This is a genomic window from Dietzia kunjamensis, from assembly GCF_045689975.1.
GTDB classification, from domain to species: domain Bacteria; phylum Actinomycetota; class Actinomycetes; order Mycobacteriales; family Mycobacteriaceae; genus Dietzia; species Dietzia kunjamensis.
Genome location: NZ_CP143297.1, coordinates 1,392,199 through 1,408,279, shown reverse-complemented (window position 1 = coordinate 1,408,279; position 16,081 = coordinate 1,392,199). Strand labels below are relative to the sequence as shown.

The window sequence follows — 16,081 nt, the reverse complement described above, 5'->3', positions numbered from 1 at the left end:
GGCCACCGCCCCCGGACTACCGCCGGCGGCCACACCGCCTCCCGACGACCCTGCCCCCACCCGGGCGGGGTCGTCGTCGTCAGAGCACCCGTCGCGGTTCCCGGTAGCCTGGTCATCCTGCCCGAACCGACCACGCAGACCCCGGAAGGAGCGCCCGTGACGGGACACGACGCCGTCGACGAGGAACAACGTCACCTCGGCCGCCTCCTCGACCGCCTCGAGGAGTTGCGGGCGGACACGCGTGCGCGCCTGGACGCCGTCCTGCGCGGGTCGGGCGGCACCCCGCAGGCGCGGTCGGAACGGGAGTCGTTCGCCCGGCTCTACACCTCGGAGCTCGCGGCGTTCAGCGCCGCCAACCTGGGCCTGTACTTCGGCCGGTTGGACATGGGGGACGGCGAGGTGCGCCGGATCGGGCGCGTGGGTCTCCGCGACGACGACGACGACCTCACGACGCTGCTCCTCGACTGGCGCGCCGACCACAGCCGGCCCTTCTACCTGGCGACGACCGCCCGGCCGGAGGGCGCTCACCGGCGCCGCCACCTGCGGACGATCGGTCGCCGGGTGATCGGGATCCACGACGAGTACCTCACGGCTCCGGAAGACGGTGAGCTCCCCGAGGACCACGACGACGTGGTGGGCGAGTCCGCCCTGCTCGAGGCGCTGGACACCGCCCGTTCCGCCCACATGACGGACATCGTGGCCACCATCCAGCGGGAGCAGGACGAGATCATCCGGAACCCGCACTCCGGCGTCCTGGTGGTCCAGGGCGGCCCGGGCACCGGGAAGACCGCCGTGGCGCTGCACCGCGCCGCCTACCTCCTCTACACGCACCGGCAACGGTTGGACCGCAGCGGAGTGCTCATCGTCGGACCCAATGCGCGGTTCCTCGACTACATCGCGCGCGTGCTGCCGTCCCTCGGCGAGTCGGGGGTGGTCCTGCGCACGCTCGCCGATCTCTATCCGGGCGTCCGGGCGACCGGACCGGAGACCCTGCGCGGCGAGGAGGTCAAGGGCTCCGGCGAGATGGTGGGAATCCTCAAGGCCGCGGTGCGGGCCCGCCAGCTCGCTCCGGAGACCGACGTCGTGGTGCGGGTCGAGGGACACGATCTGACACTGACCCCGGCGACGGTGCGGGCGGCGCGGGGGCGGGGACGGATGACCCGGCGACCCCACAACCAGTCCCGCGACGCGTTCGCGACGCGGATCATCGACGCCCTCACCGAGCAGTACGTCTCCGCGCTCACGGACCCGGTCGGCCGGGCGGAGGACGAGGCGTGGTCACCGGACGGCGACGGTGTCGGCGATCTCGGCGACCCCGCCCGCCCCCTGTTGGACGCGGATGACCGGGCGGAACTCCGCCGTGAGGTCGAGGCTTCCCGCGAGGTCGCCGAGGCGATCGACGGGTGGTGGCCGGTGCTACGGCCCGAGCAGCTCCTCGCCGACCTGCTGTCGAGCCGCGACCGGATCGCCGAGGCGGCGGGTGACTACGTCGCGGAGGACCAGGATGCGCTCTTCCGGGAGAACGGCGCCGCGTTCTCGGTGGCGGATGTCCCGCTGCTGGACGAGCTCGCCGAACTGCTCGGCGAGGACCCGACCGCCGATGGCAGTGAGGCGGACCGCGCGTGGGCGGAGCAGGTCCGACAGGCGGAGGAGGCTCTCGAGATCCTCACGGGTTCGGCCGTGCAGGACATCGAGGACGACCTCGATCCGGAGGTGCTCATGGCCTACGACGTCGTCGACGCCGAGTCCCTGGCACGCCGCCACAGCGAGGACTCCGATCTCACCGTGGCCGACCGGGCCGGCGCGGACCGGACGTGGGCGTTCGGGCACGTGATCGTCGACGAGGCGCAGGAACTGTCCACCATGGCGTGGCGGGTGCTCATGCGCCGCTCCCCCAACCGGTGGATGACGCTCGTCGGTGACGTCGCCCAGACCTCGAGCCCGGCGGGCATCGACTCGTGGGCCGATGCCCTGTCGCCGTACGTGGACGACCGGTGGGTGCTGTCCGAGCTGACCGTGAACTACCGCACCCCGGAGACCATCTCCGCCGTGGCCGAGCTGCTGCTCGCCGAGATCGACCCGGCCGCGTCGTCGCCGCGGACGGTGCGCGCGGGGCGACGGCCGGTCGCGTGGCTCGAGCCGGACGGTCGTTCGGTGGCGCAGGCGGTCGCCGAGGAGGTCGCGGCGGTGCCGTCGGAGCGGGCGGTGGCGGTGCTGCTGCCCGACCCCGGCGGCGACGAGGACTCCCGAGGAGACGACGACGACGAACTCGCCGGCGCCGGTTATCCCGCGGTCCACGAGGCCGCCGAACTGGCCCGGCCGGGCACGTCGGTGTTGCCGCTGGCGTTGGCCAAGGGGCTGGAGTTCGACGTGGTCGTGGTGGTGGACCCCGAACGCGTCCTGGCGCGCTCGCCCCAGGGGATGCAGGACCTGTACGTCGGCGCCACCCGGGCGACACAGGAACTCATCCTGGTCCAGCCCGGCGGCTTCGGCCCGCTACTCTCGGGTATACGGGACCGTCTCGACGACAGCGCACAGGAGCTCACCGCATGACCCACACCCGATCCCGCGTGCTGGCGGCCTCGGCCCTCATCGCGGTCGCGGCGGCCGGCGGGTGCGGCACCCGGGCGGAGGCCCCGGTCGACAGTGTGTCCTCCGTCGCCGAGCCCCGACCCGTGACCTCCGCACAGACCGAGGCCCGGGACAGGCCCGACCCGCGCACCGACGACGAGCAGGAGTACCTCGCAGAACTGTCCGGATTCGGTCTCCCCACCGAGATGACCGCCGTCACCACCATCGAGGTGGGCGCCGGCATCTGCGGGGGGATCGCCGACGGCGCGGACGACGAGACGATCCTCGAACGAATCCGCCCGCTCACCAGCGCGATCGCGGCCCAGGACCCGGACCTCGACACCGCCGAGGTGGGTCGGGCGATCGTCGATGCGAGCCGGACCCACCTCTGCCACTGACCCCGGCGGCCGGGTGGGGCGCCGGGTTCGGCGCGCGGTCTAGGTGGTGTGGACGATGAGCACGTCGCAGGTCGCGCGCCGAGCGGCGTCGGCGGGCACGGACCCGAGCAGCCGACCCGTCAGGGAGTTGAGTCCCTTGTTGCCCACCACGAGGAGGTCGGCCCCCACGTCGTCGGCCAACTTGATGAGCGATTCGACGGGCGCCCCCTTCACGGTGCGCGCCTCGATCTTGGTCGCTCCGGCCTTCTGGGCCCGGTCCCTGGCGCCGCGGACGATGTCCTCGGCAGGATTGTCCCCGCGGATCTGGTAGGCGTCGTCACCGAGCTGATCCGCGGCCTGGCTGACCGAACGCGGATCGGCGGGCACGTAGGCGCAGGCGATCACCAGGTCCGCCGAGGCGTCGGCGGCCAGCTGCGCGGCGCGATCGACGGCACGGTAGGACGACTCGGAACCGTCGGTTCCCACCACCACTCTGGTGTAGGCGCTCATTTGCTTCCTCTCCTCGGGAACACGTTTCACCCAGAGTAGTCCGAGGACGCCGCCGACGGGCGGGGTAAACGCGGGAGAAAGCGGCCCGGGTCAGTCGACCCCGGCCTCACGCATCCCCTTGAGTTCCTTGCGCAGTTCGGCGATCTCGTCCCGGAGCCTCCCCGCGAGCTCGAATCTCAGGTCGGTGGCCGCGGACATCATCTGCTCGGTCATCTCCTCGATGAGCTTCTCCAGCTCCTTGCGGGGTCGCGCCGACCCGTCGGCAGCCCGGGCGCCCACGAGCTCCGGTCGGTCCTGGGGTTCCGCGTCGTCCCCGCGTTCCTCTCCGACCCGGTCGAGGATGTCGGCGATCTTCCTGCGGAGCGGCTGCGGGTCGATGCCGTGCTCGGTGTTGTACGCGACCTGCTTCTCACGCCTGCGATCGGTCTCGTCGATGGCCTGCCGCATGGCCTCGGTGACCGAGTCCGCGTACATGTGGACCTCACCGGAGACGTTGCGGGCCGCACGGCCGATTGTCTGGATGAGCGAGGTGGCCGAGCGGAGGAAACCCTGCTTGTCGGCGTCCAGGATCGCCACGAGCGAGACCTCCGGCAGGTCCAGTCCCTCCCGGAGCAGGTTGATGCCGACCAGGACGTCGTACTCCCCGCGCCGCAGATCCCGGAGTAGTTCCACCCGCTGGAGAGTGTCGATCTCCGAGTGGAGGTACCGAACCCGTATCCCCAACTCGAGCAGGTAGTCCGTGAGGTCCTCCGACATCTTCTTGGTCAGCGTGGTCACCAACACCCGCTCGTCGCGTTCGGCGCGCTGACGGATCTCCCCGATCAGGTCGTCGATCTGCCCCTTGGTGGGCTTGACCACGATCTTCGGGTCGACGAGCCCGGTCGGCCGGATGACCTGTTCGACGAACTCCCCACCGGCGCGCCCCATCTCGTAGGGGCCGGGCGTGGCGGAGAGGTAGACGGTCTGACCCACCCGGCCGGAGAACTCCTCCCAGGTCAGGGGACGGTTGTCCAGGGCGGACGGCAGGCGGAACCCGAAGTCGACGAGATTGCGTTTGCGGGAGGCGTCGCCCTCGTACATGGCGCCGATCTGCGGCACGGTCACGTGGGACTCGTCGATCACCGTGAGGAAGTCCTCGGGGAAGTAGTCGATGAGCGTGGCCGGCGAACTGCCCGCCGGCCGACCGTCGATGTGCCGCGAGTAGTTCTCGATACCGGAGCAGAAGCCCACCTGCTGCATCATCTCGATGTCGTAGGACGTCCTCATGCGCAGCCGCTGCGCCTCGAGCAGTTTGCCCTGGTTCTCCAGCTCCGCCAGGCGCTCCTCCAGCTCGGCCTCGATGGAGGCGATCGCCTTGGCCATCCTCTCGGGACCGGCGACGTAGTGGGTGGCCGGGAAGATCCGCACCTCGTCGACCCTGCGCACGACGTCACCGGTCAGCGGGTGGATGTAGTACAGCGCGTCGATCTCGTCCCCGAAGAACTCGATGCGAACGGCGAGTTCCTCGTAGGTGGGGATGATGTCGACGGTGTCGCCCTTCGCCCGGAACGTGCCCCGGGTCATGGACACGTCGTTGCGCTCGTACTGGACATCCACGAGCAGCCGGAGCAACTGGTCGCGGTCGACCTCCTGCCCGACGGCCAGCGCCACCGACCTGTCGAGGTAGGACTGGGGTGTGCCGAGACCGTAGATGCACGAGACCGAACTGACGACGACGACGTCGCGCCTGGACAACAGGGACGACGTCGCGGAGTGCCGGAGCCTCTCCACGTCGTCGTTGATGGACGAGTCCTTCTCGATGAAGGTGTCCGTCTGGGCGATGTACGCCTCCGGTTGGTAGTAGTCGTAGTAGGAGACGAAGTACTCGACCGCGTTGTTGGGCAGCATCTCGCGCAACTCGTTGGCCAGCTGCGCGGCGAGCGTCTTGTTGGGCGCCATCACCAGGGTCGGCCGCTGCACCTTCTCGATGAGCCAGGCGGTGGTCGCCGACTTGCCGGTGCCGGTCGCACCGAGCAGTACGACGTCGCGCTCCCCGCGTGCGAGGCGTTCGGTCAGTTCCGCGATCGCCGTGGGCTGGTCGCCCGACGGGGTGAACTCACTGACGACCTCGAAGCGGGTCGCACTTCGTTCGACATCGCCGATCGGTCGGAACTCCGAGTACGAGAGCACTGTCGGGTCGGCGGGGACCCCGTCGTCGGGGATCTCTGTCGCGAAAGCCATACCACCAGCGTACGAGCAGCCGTTCACCCCCGCCCAACGGTGTCGCCGCAGCGGATGTCAGGGGTGCCGACTACCGTAGCTGTGAGCAACCCCTCACCGTCCCTGTCATGTCGTCTGGAGAACCCCGTGGCCCTCAGCCCACTTCGTCGTCGTACCGCCCGCCCCCACGGCGTACGTCGGCCGATCACGGCGGTCACCGCCGCCTCACTCGCGGCGGGGGCCCTCACCCTCCTCGCGCCGGTCGCCACGGGCGCACCGTGTGACCCGTGGCCCCCGGCCGGCGGCACCGCGGGAGGGTCGGGCTCCCTCTCCGGCTCGCTGGGGGCGCCCGCGTCCGCCCCTGCCACCCCGTGGGCCGACGGCGGGAACGGGTACATCCCGGTCCTCCGGGGCCGGACCACCACGGTCGAGTTGCTGACGGGACCCACCAGCCCCAACGACACGGTCGACAGATTCGGCATCTCCGGCACCGACCTGGGAATCCTCTGGGACAACGGCGACGCCTCGGATCCGCAGATGATGATGGCCCTCGGGGACACGATGGGCGACTGTGACGCGCCCGGTGACCAGTGGCGCAGCAACATCCTCTTCCGATCCGGCGACCGCACGCTGGCCGACGGGATGCGCATCACCGACGCGCCGATGGAGCGGCCCGGGATGGCGAAGTCGATCCTCCCCCGCACCGGCCACCCCGACGAGACCACGGTGATCCCCACCGCCGGCGTCGAGGTGGGCGGCACCCAGTACCTGCGGTACATGTCCGTCGAACGGTGGGGCTCGCCCGGCGAGTGGACCACCAACTACTCCGCTCTCGCCCGGTCGACGGACAACGGCGAGAACTGGGTCCCCGTACGCGATACCGCCCGGCGGGGTACCGCACCGATGCCCCTCCCGGTCGACCTGGGCCCGGAGTCCACCACCCACACCGCCGGGCAGATGAGCGCGTTCCTCAAGCACGACGGGTTCGTCTACGAGTACCTCACACCGTCGGGTCGTAGCGGGTCCGCACGGCTCGCGCGGGTCCCCGAGAACCGGATCGAGGAGATGGCGGCCTACCGCTTCTGGGACGGCGGCGACTGGGTCGTCGATCACCGCGACGCCGTGCCGGTGCTCGGCGCTCCGACGGTCAACTCGGCCGTGAGCGAGTTGTCGGTGTCCTGGAGTGAGCACCTGGGTCGCTTCATCGCGTTGTACAACAACCGCGCCAACAACATCGTCATGGCCCAGTCCGCCACCCCCTGGGGCCCGTGGTCGGGTGAGGACATCCTGCTCTCGTACCAGCACGTCCCGACCCTCTACGGCGCCTTCGTCCACCCGTGGAGCCCCGCCGTGGAGACTCGCGGCGAGGACCTGTATTTCACCATGTCCACCTGGGACGCCTACAACGTCTTCCTCATGAGGACCGACCTCACCCAGATCCCGCCGCGGACCCTTCCCGACGCCCGAGCGCGGATGCGGACGACCGACGACAGCTGGACCCGCAACACCCCGGACCCGGCGGACACCGGCGAGACCGTCCTGGTCGAGCGTCGGTCCATCCCGGAGGCGTGACATGACCCGACATCTCCCCCGCCGCCTGAGCTCGGTCGTCGTCGCGTCGATCACGGCCGCCGCGTCGGTCGTGACCCTCGGCACGGTCGGAGCCGGAACCGCCGCGGCCGGCCCGTGCAGCGAGATGTTCGGCAACTTCGGTTCCCTGCTGGAGAACCGGACCGGGGCCGGTATGGGCACCGGTTCCCTCGGTTCGCTCGGGTCCTCCGGTGACTCCGGGTCGCTGGGCTCCGCCTCCCGCGCGCTGGGCTCCGCCGACCGTTCGGGATCGCTGGTCCAGCAGTTGGAGACCGGCTCCCTGGGCAACGGACTGTCCGGCTCGCTCGATCCGATGATCGGTTCGGTCTACGGGATGCCACCGTGGATCACCGGAGAGGAGGGCACGGTCCCCGTCCTGCGTGGACCCACCCGGTTCGAGCAGCTCGTCACCGGGCCCACGAGTCCCGGCGATTCCATCAACCGGTTCGGAGTGGCCGGAACGGACCTGGGCATCATGTGGGACAACGGTGATCCCGCCGACCCACAGGTCCTGATGGCGTTCGGCGACACCATGGGCGACTGCACGGTGCCCGGCAACCAGTGGCGTTCCAACGTCCTGTTCCGCTCCGCCGACACCGATCTGACCGACGGAATCACCATCGATTCCGCCGCCATGGGGACCGACGGTCTCGCCAAGTCGCTGGTCCCGCGATCCGGGCTGCCCGGTGAGGTCACGATCATCCCGACCTCGGGCATCTCCGTCGACGGTGTCCAGTACCTGCGGTTCATGTCCGTGGCCCACTGGGGCCAACCCGGATCGTGGACCACCAACTACTCGGGGATGGCGTACTCGACGGACAACGGCGAGAACTGGGCCGTCGTCCCCTCACTAGCCCGCCCCATCACCGACACGGTCCCCCTCGGCGCCGGAGCCCCGGCCGTGGATCCTGCGTGGCGCGGCTCCCAGATGAGCTCGTTCCTCAAGACGGACACGCACCTGTACGAGTACCTCACCCCCTCCGGGCGACAGGGCGGGGCGGTCGTCGCACGCGTTCCGCTCGCCGGTTCCCCGACCGCGGACGAGCTCGACGGATCCGCCACCCCGCCCGCCGCGGGCGTCCTCGACCCCGAGGCGTACGAATACTGGAACGGCTCGGCATGGGTGTCCGATGTCGGCGCCGCCGAGCGGGTCCTGCCCGCCCCGGCGAGCGAGATATCGACCATGTACAACGAGTACCTCGGGAAGTACACGGCGATGTACTCACAGGGGTACGACTCGGTGGTCCTCCGCACCGCCGACCGCCCCGAGGGGCCGTGGAGTTCCGCCACCACGCTGGTGGACTACTCGGTGCTGCCCGGTGTCTACGGGGCGTTCATGCACCCGTGGGCGCAGGGCGAGGACCTCTACTACCTCGTCACCACCTGGAACGCCTACAACGTCTTCCTCGTGCGCACCCGGCTATCGGAGGTGTTCCCCGACCCGAACCTGCGCCGGGCCAGCTCTCAGCCGGCGCCGACCGAGGTCGTGCGGCAGGTGCCGGTCTCCGAGCTGGTCGACGGGGTGGTCCCGACCGAGTGAGACCCGGCCGGGGGCGGGGCTGCGGACCCGCCCCCGGCCGGCGCTACCGCCCCCGCAGCACGGCCTCGCTCAGGGTGCGCTCCCACTGACGCGTCTCCTCGCGGTCCGCGCGACGCAGGATCTCCGCGTACTCGGCCCGTGCGCCGGGGTCCGCGCCGATCACCTCGGCCATGAGTAGCGAGAACTCGTGCTCGGGGTCGTCCTCTGCCAAAATCGACACCTCCAGCGGCCTGGCGGGGTCGCACCAGTGCAGCAACGGCCGTTCGCTCGACCGATCACGCACGTATCCCGCCTCGGTGAGCGTGCGCAGGGCGACCTCGACCGCTGCCGCGTCCCGCACCGTCACCTGCAGATCGATGACGTCGGGCGCGTCCAGACCCTCGACCGCGGTCGGACCGACGTGGTCGATCCGGGTGGCGATCTTCCCCACCACGTGGCGTAGGCGCGCGCACGCCCGCTCCGCCTCCCCGGCCCACTCGGGCCGGAACGGGACGACGGTGCGGTCGCCCACCACCGGGGTCGCGGTGCGCAGGTTGTGCTCGAACGGGCGGAGACGGATATCGACCAGGGCGTTGGCGAGGTCCACGGCAGTCTGTCGGTCCCCGGAGTTGTCGATCACCACGTCCGCGGCGGCCCGGCGGGCCTCATCGGTGGCCTGCCTCGACATGCGGGCGCGGGCATCGTCCTCCGGCATCCCCCGGAACTCCACCAACCGCTGCAACCGGATCTCCGCCGGGGTGTCGACGACGATCACCAGGTGGTAGCCGGGTGTCATCCCGCCCTCCACGAGGAGCGGCATGTCGTGCACGACGATCGCGTCCTCCGGCGCCGAGCCGAACAGCTCGGCGGTCCGCTCCCCGATCAGCGGATGGGTGATGGCGTTGAGGGCCGCGGTCCGCTCCGCGTCGACGAAGGCGCGGGCGGCGAGGGCGGCGCGGTCGAGTGCACCGTCCGGCCCCAGGATGTCCTCGCCGAATTCGGCGACGAGCATCGCCAACCCGGGGGAACCCGGTTCGACGACCTCGCGGGCGATGAGGTCCGCGTCCACGATCACCGCCCCCGCCTCCGCGAGCACCGCCGTCACCGTCGACTTGCCGGCACCGATCCCACCGGTCAGACCCACCATCAGCATGACGTGGAGTCTAGGTGACCGAAAGGCGTGCCGGTCCGAGCGACGTAGGTAAGGTCTCACGTGTGAACCGGATTAACTCTGTGCCACGTCTGCTCTCTGCGTTGCCTCTCGTTGTAGCACTGGCGATCACGGTGGCTCCCGCCCACGCAGCCGCCCAGTCCGCAGACTCCACGGGTTCCACCAGTTCCACCGGTTCCTCCGGGTCGACCGGATCGACCGGGTCCTCGGGCTCGGCAGGCTCACTGCTCGGCGAGAGCGGTCCGTGCAACAGCTTCTTCGGGAACATCCCCCCGGGTTCCCTCGGCCCCTTCCCCGTCACCGGATCGCTCGCGAACGCGACCAACTCGGTGCTCGACGCCACCGCATCCTCGGTTCGCCGATTCCCACGATGGGTCACCGGGGCCGACGGCACCATCCCGGTCCTCAAGGGCGCCACGTCCGTACGCCAGCTGGTTACCGGGCCGACCAGCCCCGCGAAGACCGACGAGCTGTACGACATCCACGGCACAGACCTCGGGATCACCTTCACCCACGATGGCGAGACCATGGCCCTGTTCGGCGACACCTTCGGAGACTGCACTCCCACAGACAACCAGTGGCGCTCCAACGTCATGCTCGCCACCGCCGGCGGGAGCCCCGAGAACGGGATGGATGTCCTCAGGGCGGTCCCCTCCGATCCACAAGGGAAGGCCACGGCACTCGTTCAGGGTGCGCACCAGTCCAACGGGGCCGGCGAGGTCACCGTAATCCCGACCGCCGCGATCAGCACCGGTGATGACATGTACATGCGGGTCATGTCCGTGCGGGACTGGAACGCGCCTGGCGGCTGGAACACCAACTACTCCGCACTGGTGAAGTCCACGGACGACGGCGAATCGTGGACGGTGCTCACCGAGACGATGCGGCGCGTCACGGATTTCACCGGATGGAACCCGACAGTTCAGTTCGAACCCGCTCCGGACAGCGAGACCCTGCCGCCGGTGGACGGAGACCGCTGGTACGGGGCGCAGATGAGTGCGTTCCTCCTCGACGCTGGTCATCTCTATGAGTACGTGACCCCGTCCGGTCGTCAGGGTCCTGCGATGCTCACTCGGGTTCCGATCGGGCAGATCGAGGACCCCGCCGCGTACGAGTGGTACGCGGGTCCGGGCGCGGGCTGGACCGACGAGCCGACCGGGTACGACGTCATCCCGGCACGCGTCGAGGAACTCTCGGTGCAGTACAACGAGCACCTGGACAAGTACATAGCCGTGACGCCCTCGCCGACGGGCGTCGTCTCCATGCGGGTGTCGGAGAGCCCCTGGGGACCGTGGTCCGAGCCCCAGACCATCGTCGATCGAAGCATGTTCCCGAACGGCTACGCCCCGATGATCCATCCCTTCACCACGGACAACGACAGCCGGTACCTGTACTACACGCTCTCCACCTGGGACGCGTACAACGTCTTCCTACTTCGCACCGACCTCGACGAGTTCGACTTCGCCGCTCCGGACGCGGACCCCCGGACCACCGTGGAGTCCCGTGTCACGGTCAGTACCGCGGCGGAGTCCGGAGCCATCGACGACCGCGGTGTGATCGACGAGGAGCGCCTCGAGGAGATCGCGGAGGTCGAGCCCGCCGTCGCCGAGCCGATCGTCGAACCGCCCGGTCGTTGACCGATCGCTGCGCGCCACTCCCGCGTGTCGGGCACACCCCCGCCGACGCCCGTGAGTCCTCGGGGATGCGAGGCAGGGTGGTCACCGCCCCGATCTCACCCGCTCCGACATCCACCGCGATGACCCCGGGAGCGGGACGGTCGGTGCGGGCGGCCTCCTCGCCCCCCGGTATGACGCGTCACCAGCCAAACCCGGGAGCTCGCATCGCCAAGGGTGCTCACCCGTCCGGCGCGCAAGGCGGCACTTCCGCACTGCGCACGTCACAGACCGGACACCGCCACCGGAGCGCACCGGGGATAGACGGAGCGGCCCCGCACCGGATACCGGTGCGGGGCCGCTCTCAGGTGCCTACTGTGCGATCACTCGCCTCCGGCGAGCTTCGCGCGCAGGGCGGCCAGCTGCTCGTCCGAGGCCAGCGAACCGCCGGTGGACTCGGCCGGAGCGGCCTCCGCCGCAGCCGGACGCGACGACGGGGTGGACTCCGACGAGTAGTTGGTCGGGGCGGCCTCGGCGGCCTCCGCAGCAGCGGCCCGACCCTTCTCGATCTGGGCCGTGTGCATCTTGTGGCGACGCTCGGCCTCCGCGTAGCGGTTCTCCCACTCCTCGCGCTGCTTCTCGAAGCCCTCGAGCCACTCGTTGGTCTCGGGATCGAAGCCCTCGGGGAAGATGTAGTTTCCGGCCTCGTCGTAGCTGTCGGCCATGCCGTACTTCGACGGGTCGAACTCCTCGGCATAGTCCTCGTCCGCCTGCTTGAGCGAGAGCGAGATACGACGACGGTCGAGGTCGATGTCGATGACCTTGACCATGGCGTCGTCGTTGACCGTGACGACCTGGTCCGGGACCTCGACGTGGCGCTCGGCCAGCTCCGAGATGTGGACCAGGCCCTCGATGCCCTCGTCGACACGCACGAAGGCGCCGAACGGCACGAGCTTGGTGACCTTGCCCGGGACGATCTGACCGATCGCGTGGGTCCGGGCGAAGTGCCGCCACGGATCCTCCTGCGTGGCCTTGAGCGACAGCGAGACGCGCTCGCGGTCCAGGTCGACGTCGAGGACCTCGACGGTGACCTCCTGGCCCACCTCGACGACCTCGGACGGGTGATCGATGTGCTTCCAGGACAGCTCGGAGACGTGGACGAGACCGTCGACCCCGCCGAGGTCCACGAAGGCACCGAAGTTGACGATCGAGGACACGACGCCCTTGCGGACCTGGCCCTTCTGCAGCTGGTGCAGGAACTCGGAGCGCACGGCCGACTGGGTCTGCTCGAGCCATGCACGGCGCGAGAGCACCACGTTGTTGCGGTTCTTGTCCAGCTCGATGATCTTGGCCTCGAGCTCCTGACCCACATAGGGCAGGAGGTCACGGACGCGGCGCATCTCCACCAGCGAGGCGGGGAGGAACCCACGGAGACCGATGTCGAGGATGAGGCCACCCTTGACGACCTCGATGACGGTGCCCTTGACGGCCTCGTCCTTCTCCTTGAGCTCCTCGATCGTGCCCCAGGCGCGCTCGTACTGTGCGCGCTTCTTGGACAGGATCAGGCGGCCGTCCTTGTCCTCCTTGGTCAGGACCAGGGCCTCGACCTCATCGCCCACCTCGACGACCTCACCCGGGTCGACATCGTGCTTGATGGAGAGCTCGCGCGAGGGGATGACGCCCTCGGTCTTGTAGCCGATGTCGAGCAGGACCTCGTCACGATCGACCTTGACGATCGTGCCCTCGACGATGTCACCATCGTTGAAGTACTTGATCGTGGCGTCGATGGCGGCGAGGAAGTCCTCAGCGGAGCCGATGTCGTTGACGGCTACCTGCGGGGACGTGGTGTTGGTGGTCATATGGTGGGGTGCTCCGGAGTGGATAGGAATCGTAGCGGACGGGAAGAAAGCGAGCGCGTACGCACGCGACCGTCAACTGTACGCTTCACACGTGACGTCCACAAACCCCCCAGGACACGGAGAGTCGGTCCGAGCCTCACGCATGTGGTGGGACTCGGAGGCGGCGGATTACCACCATCACCACGGCGACTTCCTCGGCGCCCACTCCGCCGACGGCGAGTTCGTCTGGTGCCCCGAGGGCCTGCACGAAGGTGACTGGCACCTGCTCGGTGACGTGGAGGGCCGCGACGTGCTCGAGATCGGGTCGGGGTCGGCGCCGTGCTCCCGGTGGATCGCCGGCCGGGGCGCCCGCGCGGTGGCCGTGGACCTCTCGGCCGGGATGCTCCGTGTGGGGGCTGAGGCTGCGAGCCGGGCGACGGGCCCGGCGGCGAACGTACCCCTGGTCCAGGCCGACGCCGGCAGGTTGCCGTTCGCGGACGGCAGCTTCGATGTCGCGTTCTCGGCGTTCGGAGCCATCCCGTTCGTCGCGGACTCCGCGGGCGTGATGGCGGAGGCGGCGCGCGTCCTGCGACCGGGCGGCCGGTTCGTCTTCTCGGTCAACCACCCCATGCGGTGGATCTTCCGCGACGATCCGGGCCCGGACGGTCTACTGGCCGTGTTCCCCTACTTCGACCGCTCGCCGTACACCGAGTACGACGAGGATGGCCAGCTCACCTATGTCGAGCACCACAGGACGGTGGGCGACCGGATCCGCGAACTGGTCGCCGCCGGGTTCGTGGTGCAGGACCTCATCGAGCCGGAGTGGCCGGAGTGGCTGGACCGGGAGTGGGGGCAGTGGAGCCCGCTGCGTGGCGGGATCTTCCCCGGCACGGCGATCTTCGTCGCCACACTCTCCTGACCCGCCCGCGCCGGCCCCGCCCCGACGTCACAGGATCTTGGACAGGAAGTCCTTGGTCCGTTGGTGCGACGGCGACCTGAGCACGTCCGCGGGTGTGCCGGACTCCACCACGACACCGTCGTCCATGAACGCCACCGTGTCGGCGACCTCCCGGGCGAACCCCATCTCGTGGGTGACCACGACCATGGTCATCCCCGCGTCCGCGAGATCGCGCATCACGCCGAGGACCTCCCCGACCAGCTCGGGGTCGAGGGCCGAGGTCGGCTCGTCGAACAGCATCAGTTTGGGGTCCATGGCCAGGGCTCGGGCGATCGCCACGCGCTGCTGCTGCCCGCCGGACAACTGGGCCGGGTAGGTGTCGGCCTTGGCGGCGAGACCCACCTTCGCGAGCAGGTCGCGGGCCCGCTCGGTGGCCTCCCCACGCGACTGGCCCTTCACCAACATCGGCGCCTCGATGACGTTCTCGAGGGCGGTGCGGTGGAGGAACAGGTTGAAGTGCTGGAACACCATGCCGATGTCCCGGCGCTGGCGTGCGGCCTGCTTCGGGGAGATCTCGTAGAGCTTGTCACCCTTCTCCCGGTAGCCCACCAGCTCATCGTCGACGTAGAGCCTGCCGGCGTCGACCCGCTCCAGGTGGTTGATACACCGGAGGAAGGTGGACTTGCCCGATCCGGAGGGCCCCACCAGGCACAGCACCTCACCGGCGGCGACCTCGAGGTCGATCCCCTTGAGAACGCGCAGCGACCCGAAGTTCTTGCAGACCTGCTCGGCCCTGACCATCGACGTCATGCCATCCCTCCCGACTGATCGGTGCCCTTGACCGCTGCGAGGGCGGACGGGGTGAGCCCGTCCGCATCGGCGAGTGCGCGAAGTTGCCGGCCGGTGAGCCTCCGGGTGGCGCCGCGGGAGAAGCGCTTCTCGAGGTAGTGCTGACCCACCATGAGCACGCTGGTGATGACCAGGTACCACGTGGCGGCCACCAACAGCAGCGGGATGGGCTGGAAGTTGACACCGGAGATGTCGCGCGCCTGCCCGTAGAGCTCACCGGAGAACGGGATCGCCACGACGAGTGAGGTGGTCTTGAGCATCGAGATGAACTCGTTGCCCGTCGGCGGGATGATGACCCGCATCGCCTGCGGCAGGATGGTCCGCCGCATCGTCTGGCCCCACGTCATCCCCAGTGCGGTCGAGGCTTCGGCCTGCCCCTCGGGAACCGACGAGATGCCCGCGCGGACGATCTCCGCCATGTACGCGGCCTCGTTCATGGCCAGGCCCACCACGGCCAGCCAGAACGCCGAGTACAGGACCATCGTGTCGTCGAACCGGACGAACTGGAGGTCGGTGAACGGGATCCCGAACTGGACCTGGCGGTACAGGGTGAAGATCAGGCCCCAGAACAGCAGCTGCACGTAGATCGGCGTCCCGCGGAAGATCCACAGGTACACCCAGGCGACTGCCTTCAGCACGGGGTTGCTGCTCATCCTCATCACCGAGAGGATGACGCCGAGGACCACGGCGAGGATCATCGACAGCAGCGTCAGCGCGATGGTGTAGAACACCGCCATGCCGAACCTGGTGTCGAACAGGTAGCGGGCGTAGGTGTCCCACCCGTAGGCCGGGTTGGTCGCCGCGCCCCAGATGAACAGGAACACGAGGACCAGTACGACGGTCGCCGACACCCAACGCCACGGGTGCCGGAGAGGCACCGCCCGGATCGGTTCCGGGGCCTCCGCCGCGGGGGCGTCCGCCCCCTTCTGCGCGGTACTCACCTACC

12 protein-coding genes are annotated in these 16,081 nt (G+C 69.6%); 6 read left to right on the top strand and 6 right to left on the bottom strand.

What is annotated here, in order from left to right; translation table 11 throughout:
* The first annotated feature begins 156 nt into the window (after positions 1–156).
* Together VZF99_RS06550 and VZF99_RS06545 are read left to right on the top strand one after the other, a co-directional pair.
* Positions 157–2,553: a HelD family protein gene (locus VZF99_RS06550; protein ID WP_407335935.1), complete on the top strand. Its 2,397-nt coding sequence runs from the start codon at positions 157–159 to the stop codon at positions 2,551–2,553.
* Positions 2,550–2,969 carry a DUF732 domain-containing protein gene (locus VZF99_RS06545; protein ID WP_407335934.1) on the top strand — a complete coding sequence of 140 codons (420 nt, stop codon included), beginning with the start codon at positions 2,550–2,552 and terminating at the stop codon, positions 2,967–2,969. The genes VZF99_RS06550 and VZF99_RS06545 overlap by 4 nt, the downstream gene beginning before the upstream one ends.
* Before the next feature lie 39 nt (positions 2,970–3,008).
* Here the strand turns inward: VZF99_RS06545 and VZF99_RS06540 are convergent, their stop codons facing one another.
* Together VZF99_RS06540 and uvrB are read right to left on the bottom strand one after the other, a co-directional pair.
* Positions 3,009–3,458 (bottom strand): universal stress protein, encoded by a 450-nt coding sequence (locus VZF99_RS06540; protein WP_069390259.1) that lies wholly within the window; start codon positions 3,456–3,458, stop codon positions 3,009–3,011.
* A gap of 90 nt (positions 3,459–3,548) precedes the next feature.
* Entirely contained in the window at positions 3,549–5,678 is a 2,130-nt protein-coding gene (gene uvrB, locus VZF99_RS06535) for an excinuclease ABC subunit UvrB (RefSeq protein WP_206474136.1), read from the bottom strand.
* A gap of 183 nt (positions 5,679–5,861) precedes the next feature.
* Here uvrB and VZF99_RS06530 point away from each other — a divergent pair, with 183 nt between their 5' ends.
* Both VZF99_RS06530 and VZF99_RS06525 read left to right on the top strand, forming a co-directional pair.
* Entirely contained in the window at positions 5,862–7,229 is a 1,368-nt protein-coding gene (locus VZF99_RS06530; protein ID WP_407336089.1) for a DUF4185 domain-containing protein, read from the top strand.
* Position 7,230: 1 nt separating this feature from the next.
* A complete protein-coding gene (locus VZF99_RS06525) occupies positions 7,231–8,787 on the top strand; it encodes a DUF4185 domain-containing protein (protein ID WP_407335933.1) in 1,557 nt (518 codons plus the stop codon).
* Positions 8,788–8,830: 43 nt separating this feature from the next.
* On the opposite strand, the gene coaE is transcribed toward VZF99_RS06525, so the two are convergent.
* Positions 8,831–9,919 (bottom strand): dephospho-CoA kinase, encoded by a 1,089-nt coding sequence (gene coaE, locus VZF99_RS06520; protein WP_407335932.1) that lies wholly within the window; start codon positions 9,917–9,919, stop codon positions 8,831–8,833.
* A 101-nt stretch (positions 9,920–10,020) separates the two neighbouring features.
* Between coaE and VZF99_RS06515 the strand changes: the two genes are divergently transcribed.
* Complete coding sequence (locus VZF99_RS06515) at positions 10,021–11,574, top strand: DUF4185 domain-containing protein (RefSeq protein ID WP_407335931.1); 1,554 nt, start codon at positions 10,021–10,023, stop codon at positions 11,572–11,574.
* 359 nt (positions 11,575–11,933) lie between these two features.
* On the opposite strand, the gene rpsA is transcribed toward VZF99_RS06515, so the two are convergent.
* Positions 11,934–13,409 carry a 30S ribosomal protein S1 gene (gene rpsA, locus VZF99_RS06510; RefSeq protein WP_067714021.1) on the bottom strand — a complete coding sequence of 492 codons (1,476 nt, stop codon included), beginning with the start codon at positions 13,407–13,409 and terminating at the stop codon, positions 11,934–11,936.
* A 142-nt stretch (positions 13,410–13,551) separates the two neighbouring features.
* Between rpsA and VZF99_RS06505 the strand changes: the two genes are divergently transcribed.
* Positions 13,552–14,307, top strand: coding sequence for a class I SAM-dependent methyltransferase (locus VZF99_RS06505; protein ID WP_241729349.1), 756 nt, complete (start codon positions 13,552–13,554; stop codon positions 14,305–14,307).
* 27 nt (positions 14,308–14,334) lie between these two features.
* Here VZF99_RS06505 and VZF99_RS06500 read toward each other — a convergent pair whose 3' ends face one another.
* Both VZF99_RS06500 and VZF99_RS06495 read right to left on the bottom strand, forming a co-directional pair.
* Positions 14,335–15,096: an amino acid ABC transporter ATP-binding protein gene (locus VZF99_RS06500; protein ID WP_407335930.1), complete on the bottom strand. Its 762-nt coding sequence runs from the start codon at positions 15,094–15,096 to the stop codon at positions 14,335–14,337.
* A complete protein-coding gene (locus VZF99_RS06495) occupies positions 15,093–16,076 on the bottom strand; it encodes an amino acid ABC transporter permease (RefSeq protein WP_132063218.1) in 984 nt (327 codons plus the stop codon). Before VZF99_RS06495 ends, VZF99_RS06500 begins: the two co-directional genes overlap by 4 nt.
* Between the last annotated feature and the right edge of the window lie 5 nt (positions 16,077–16,081).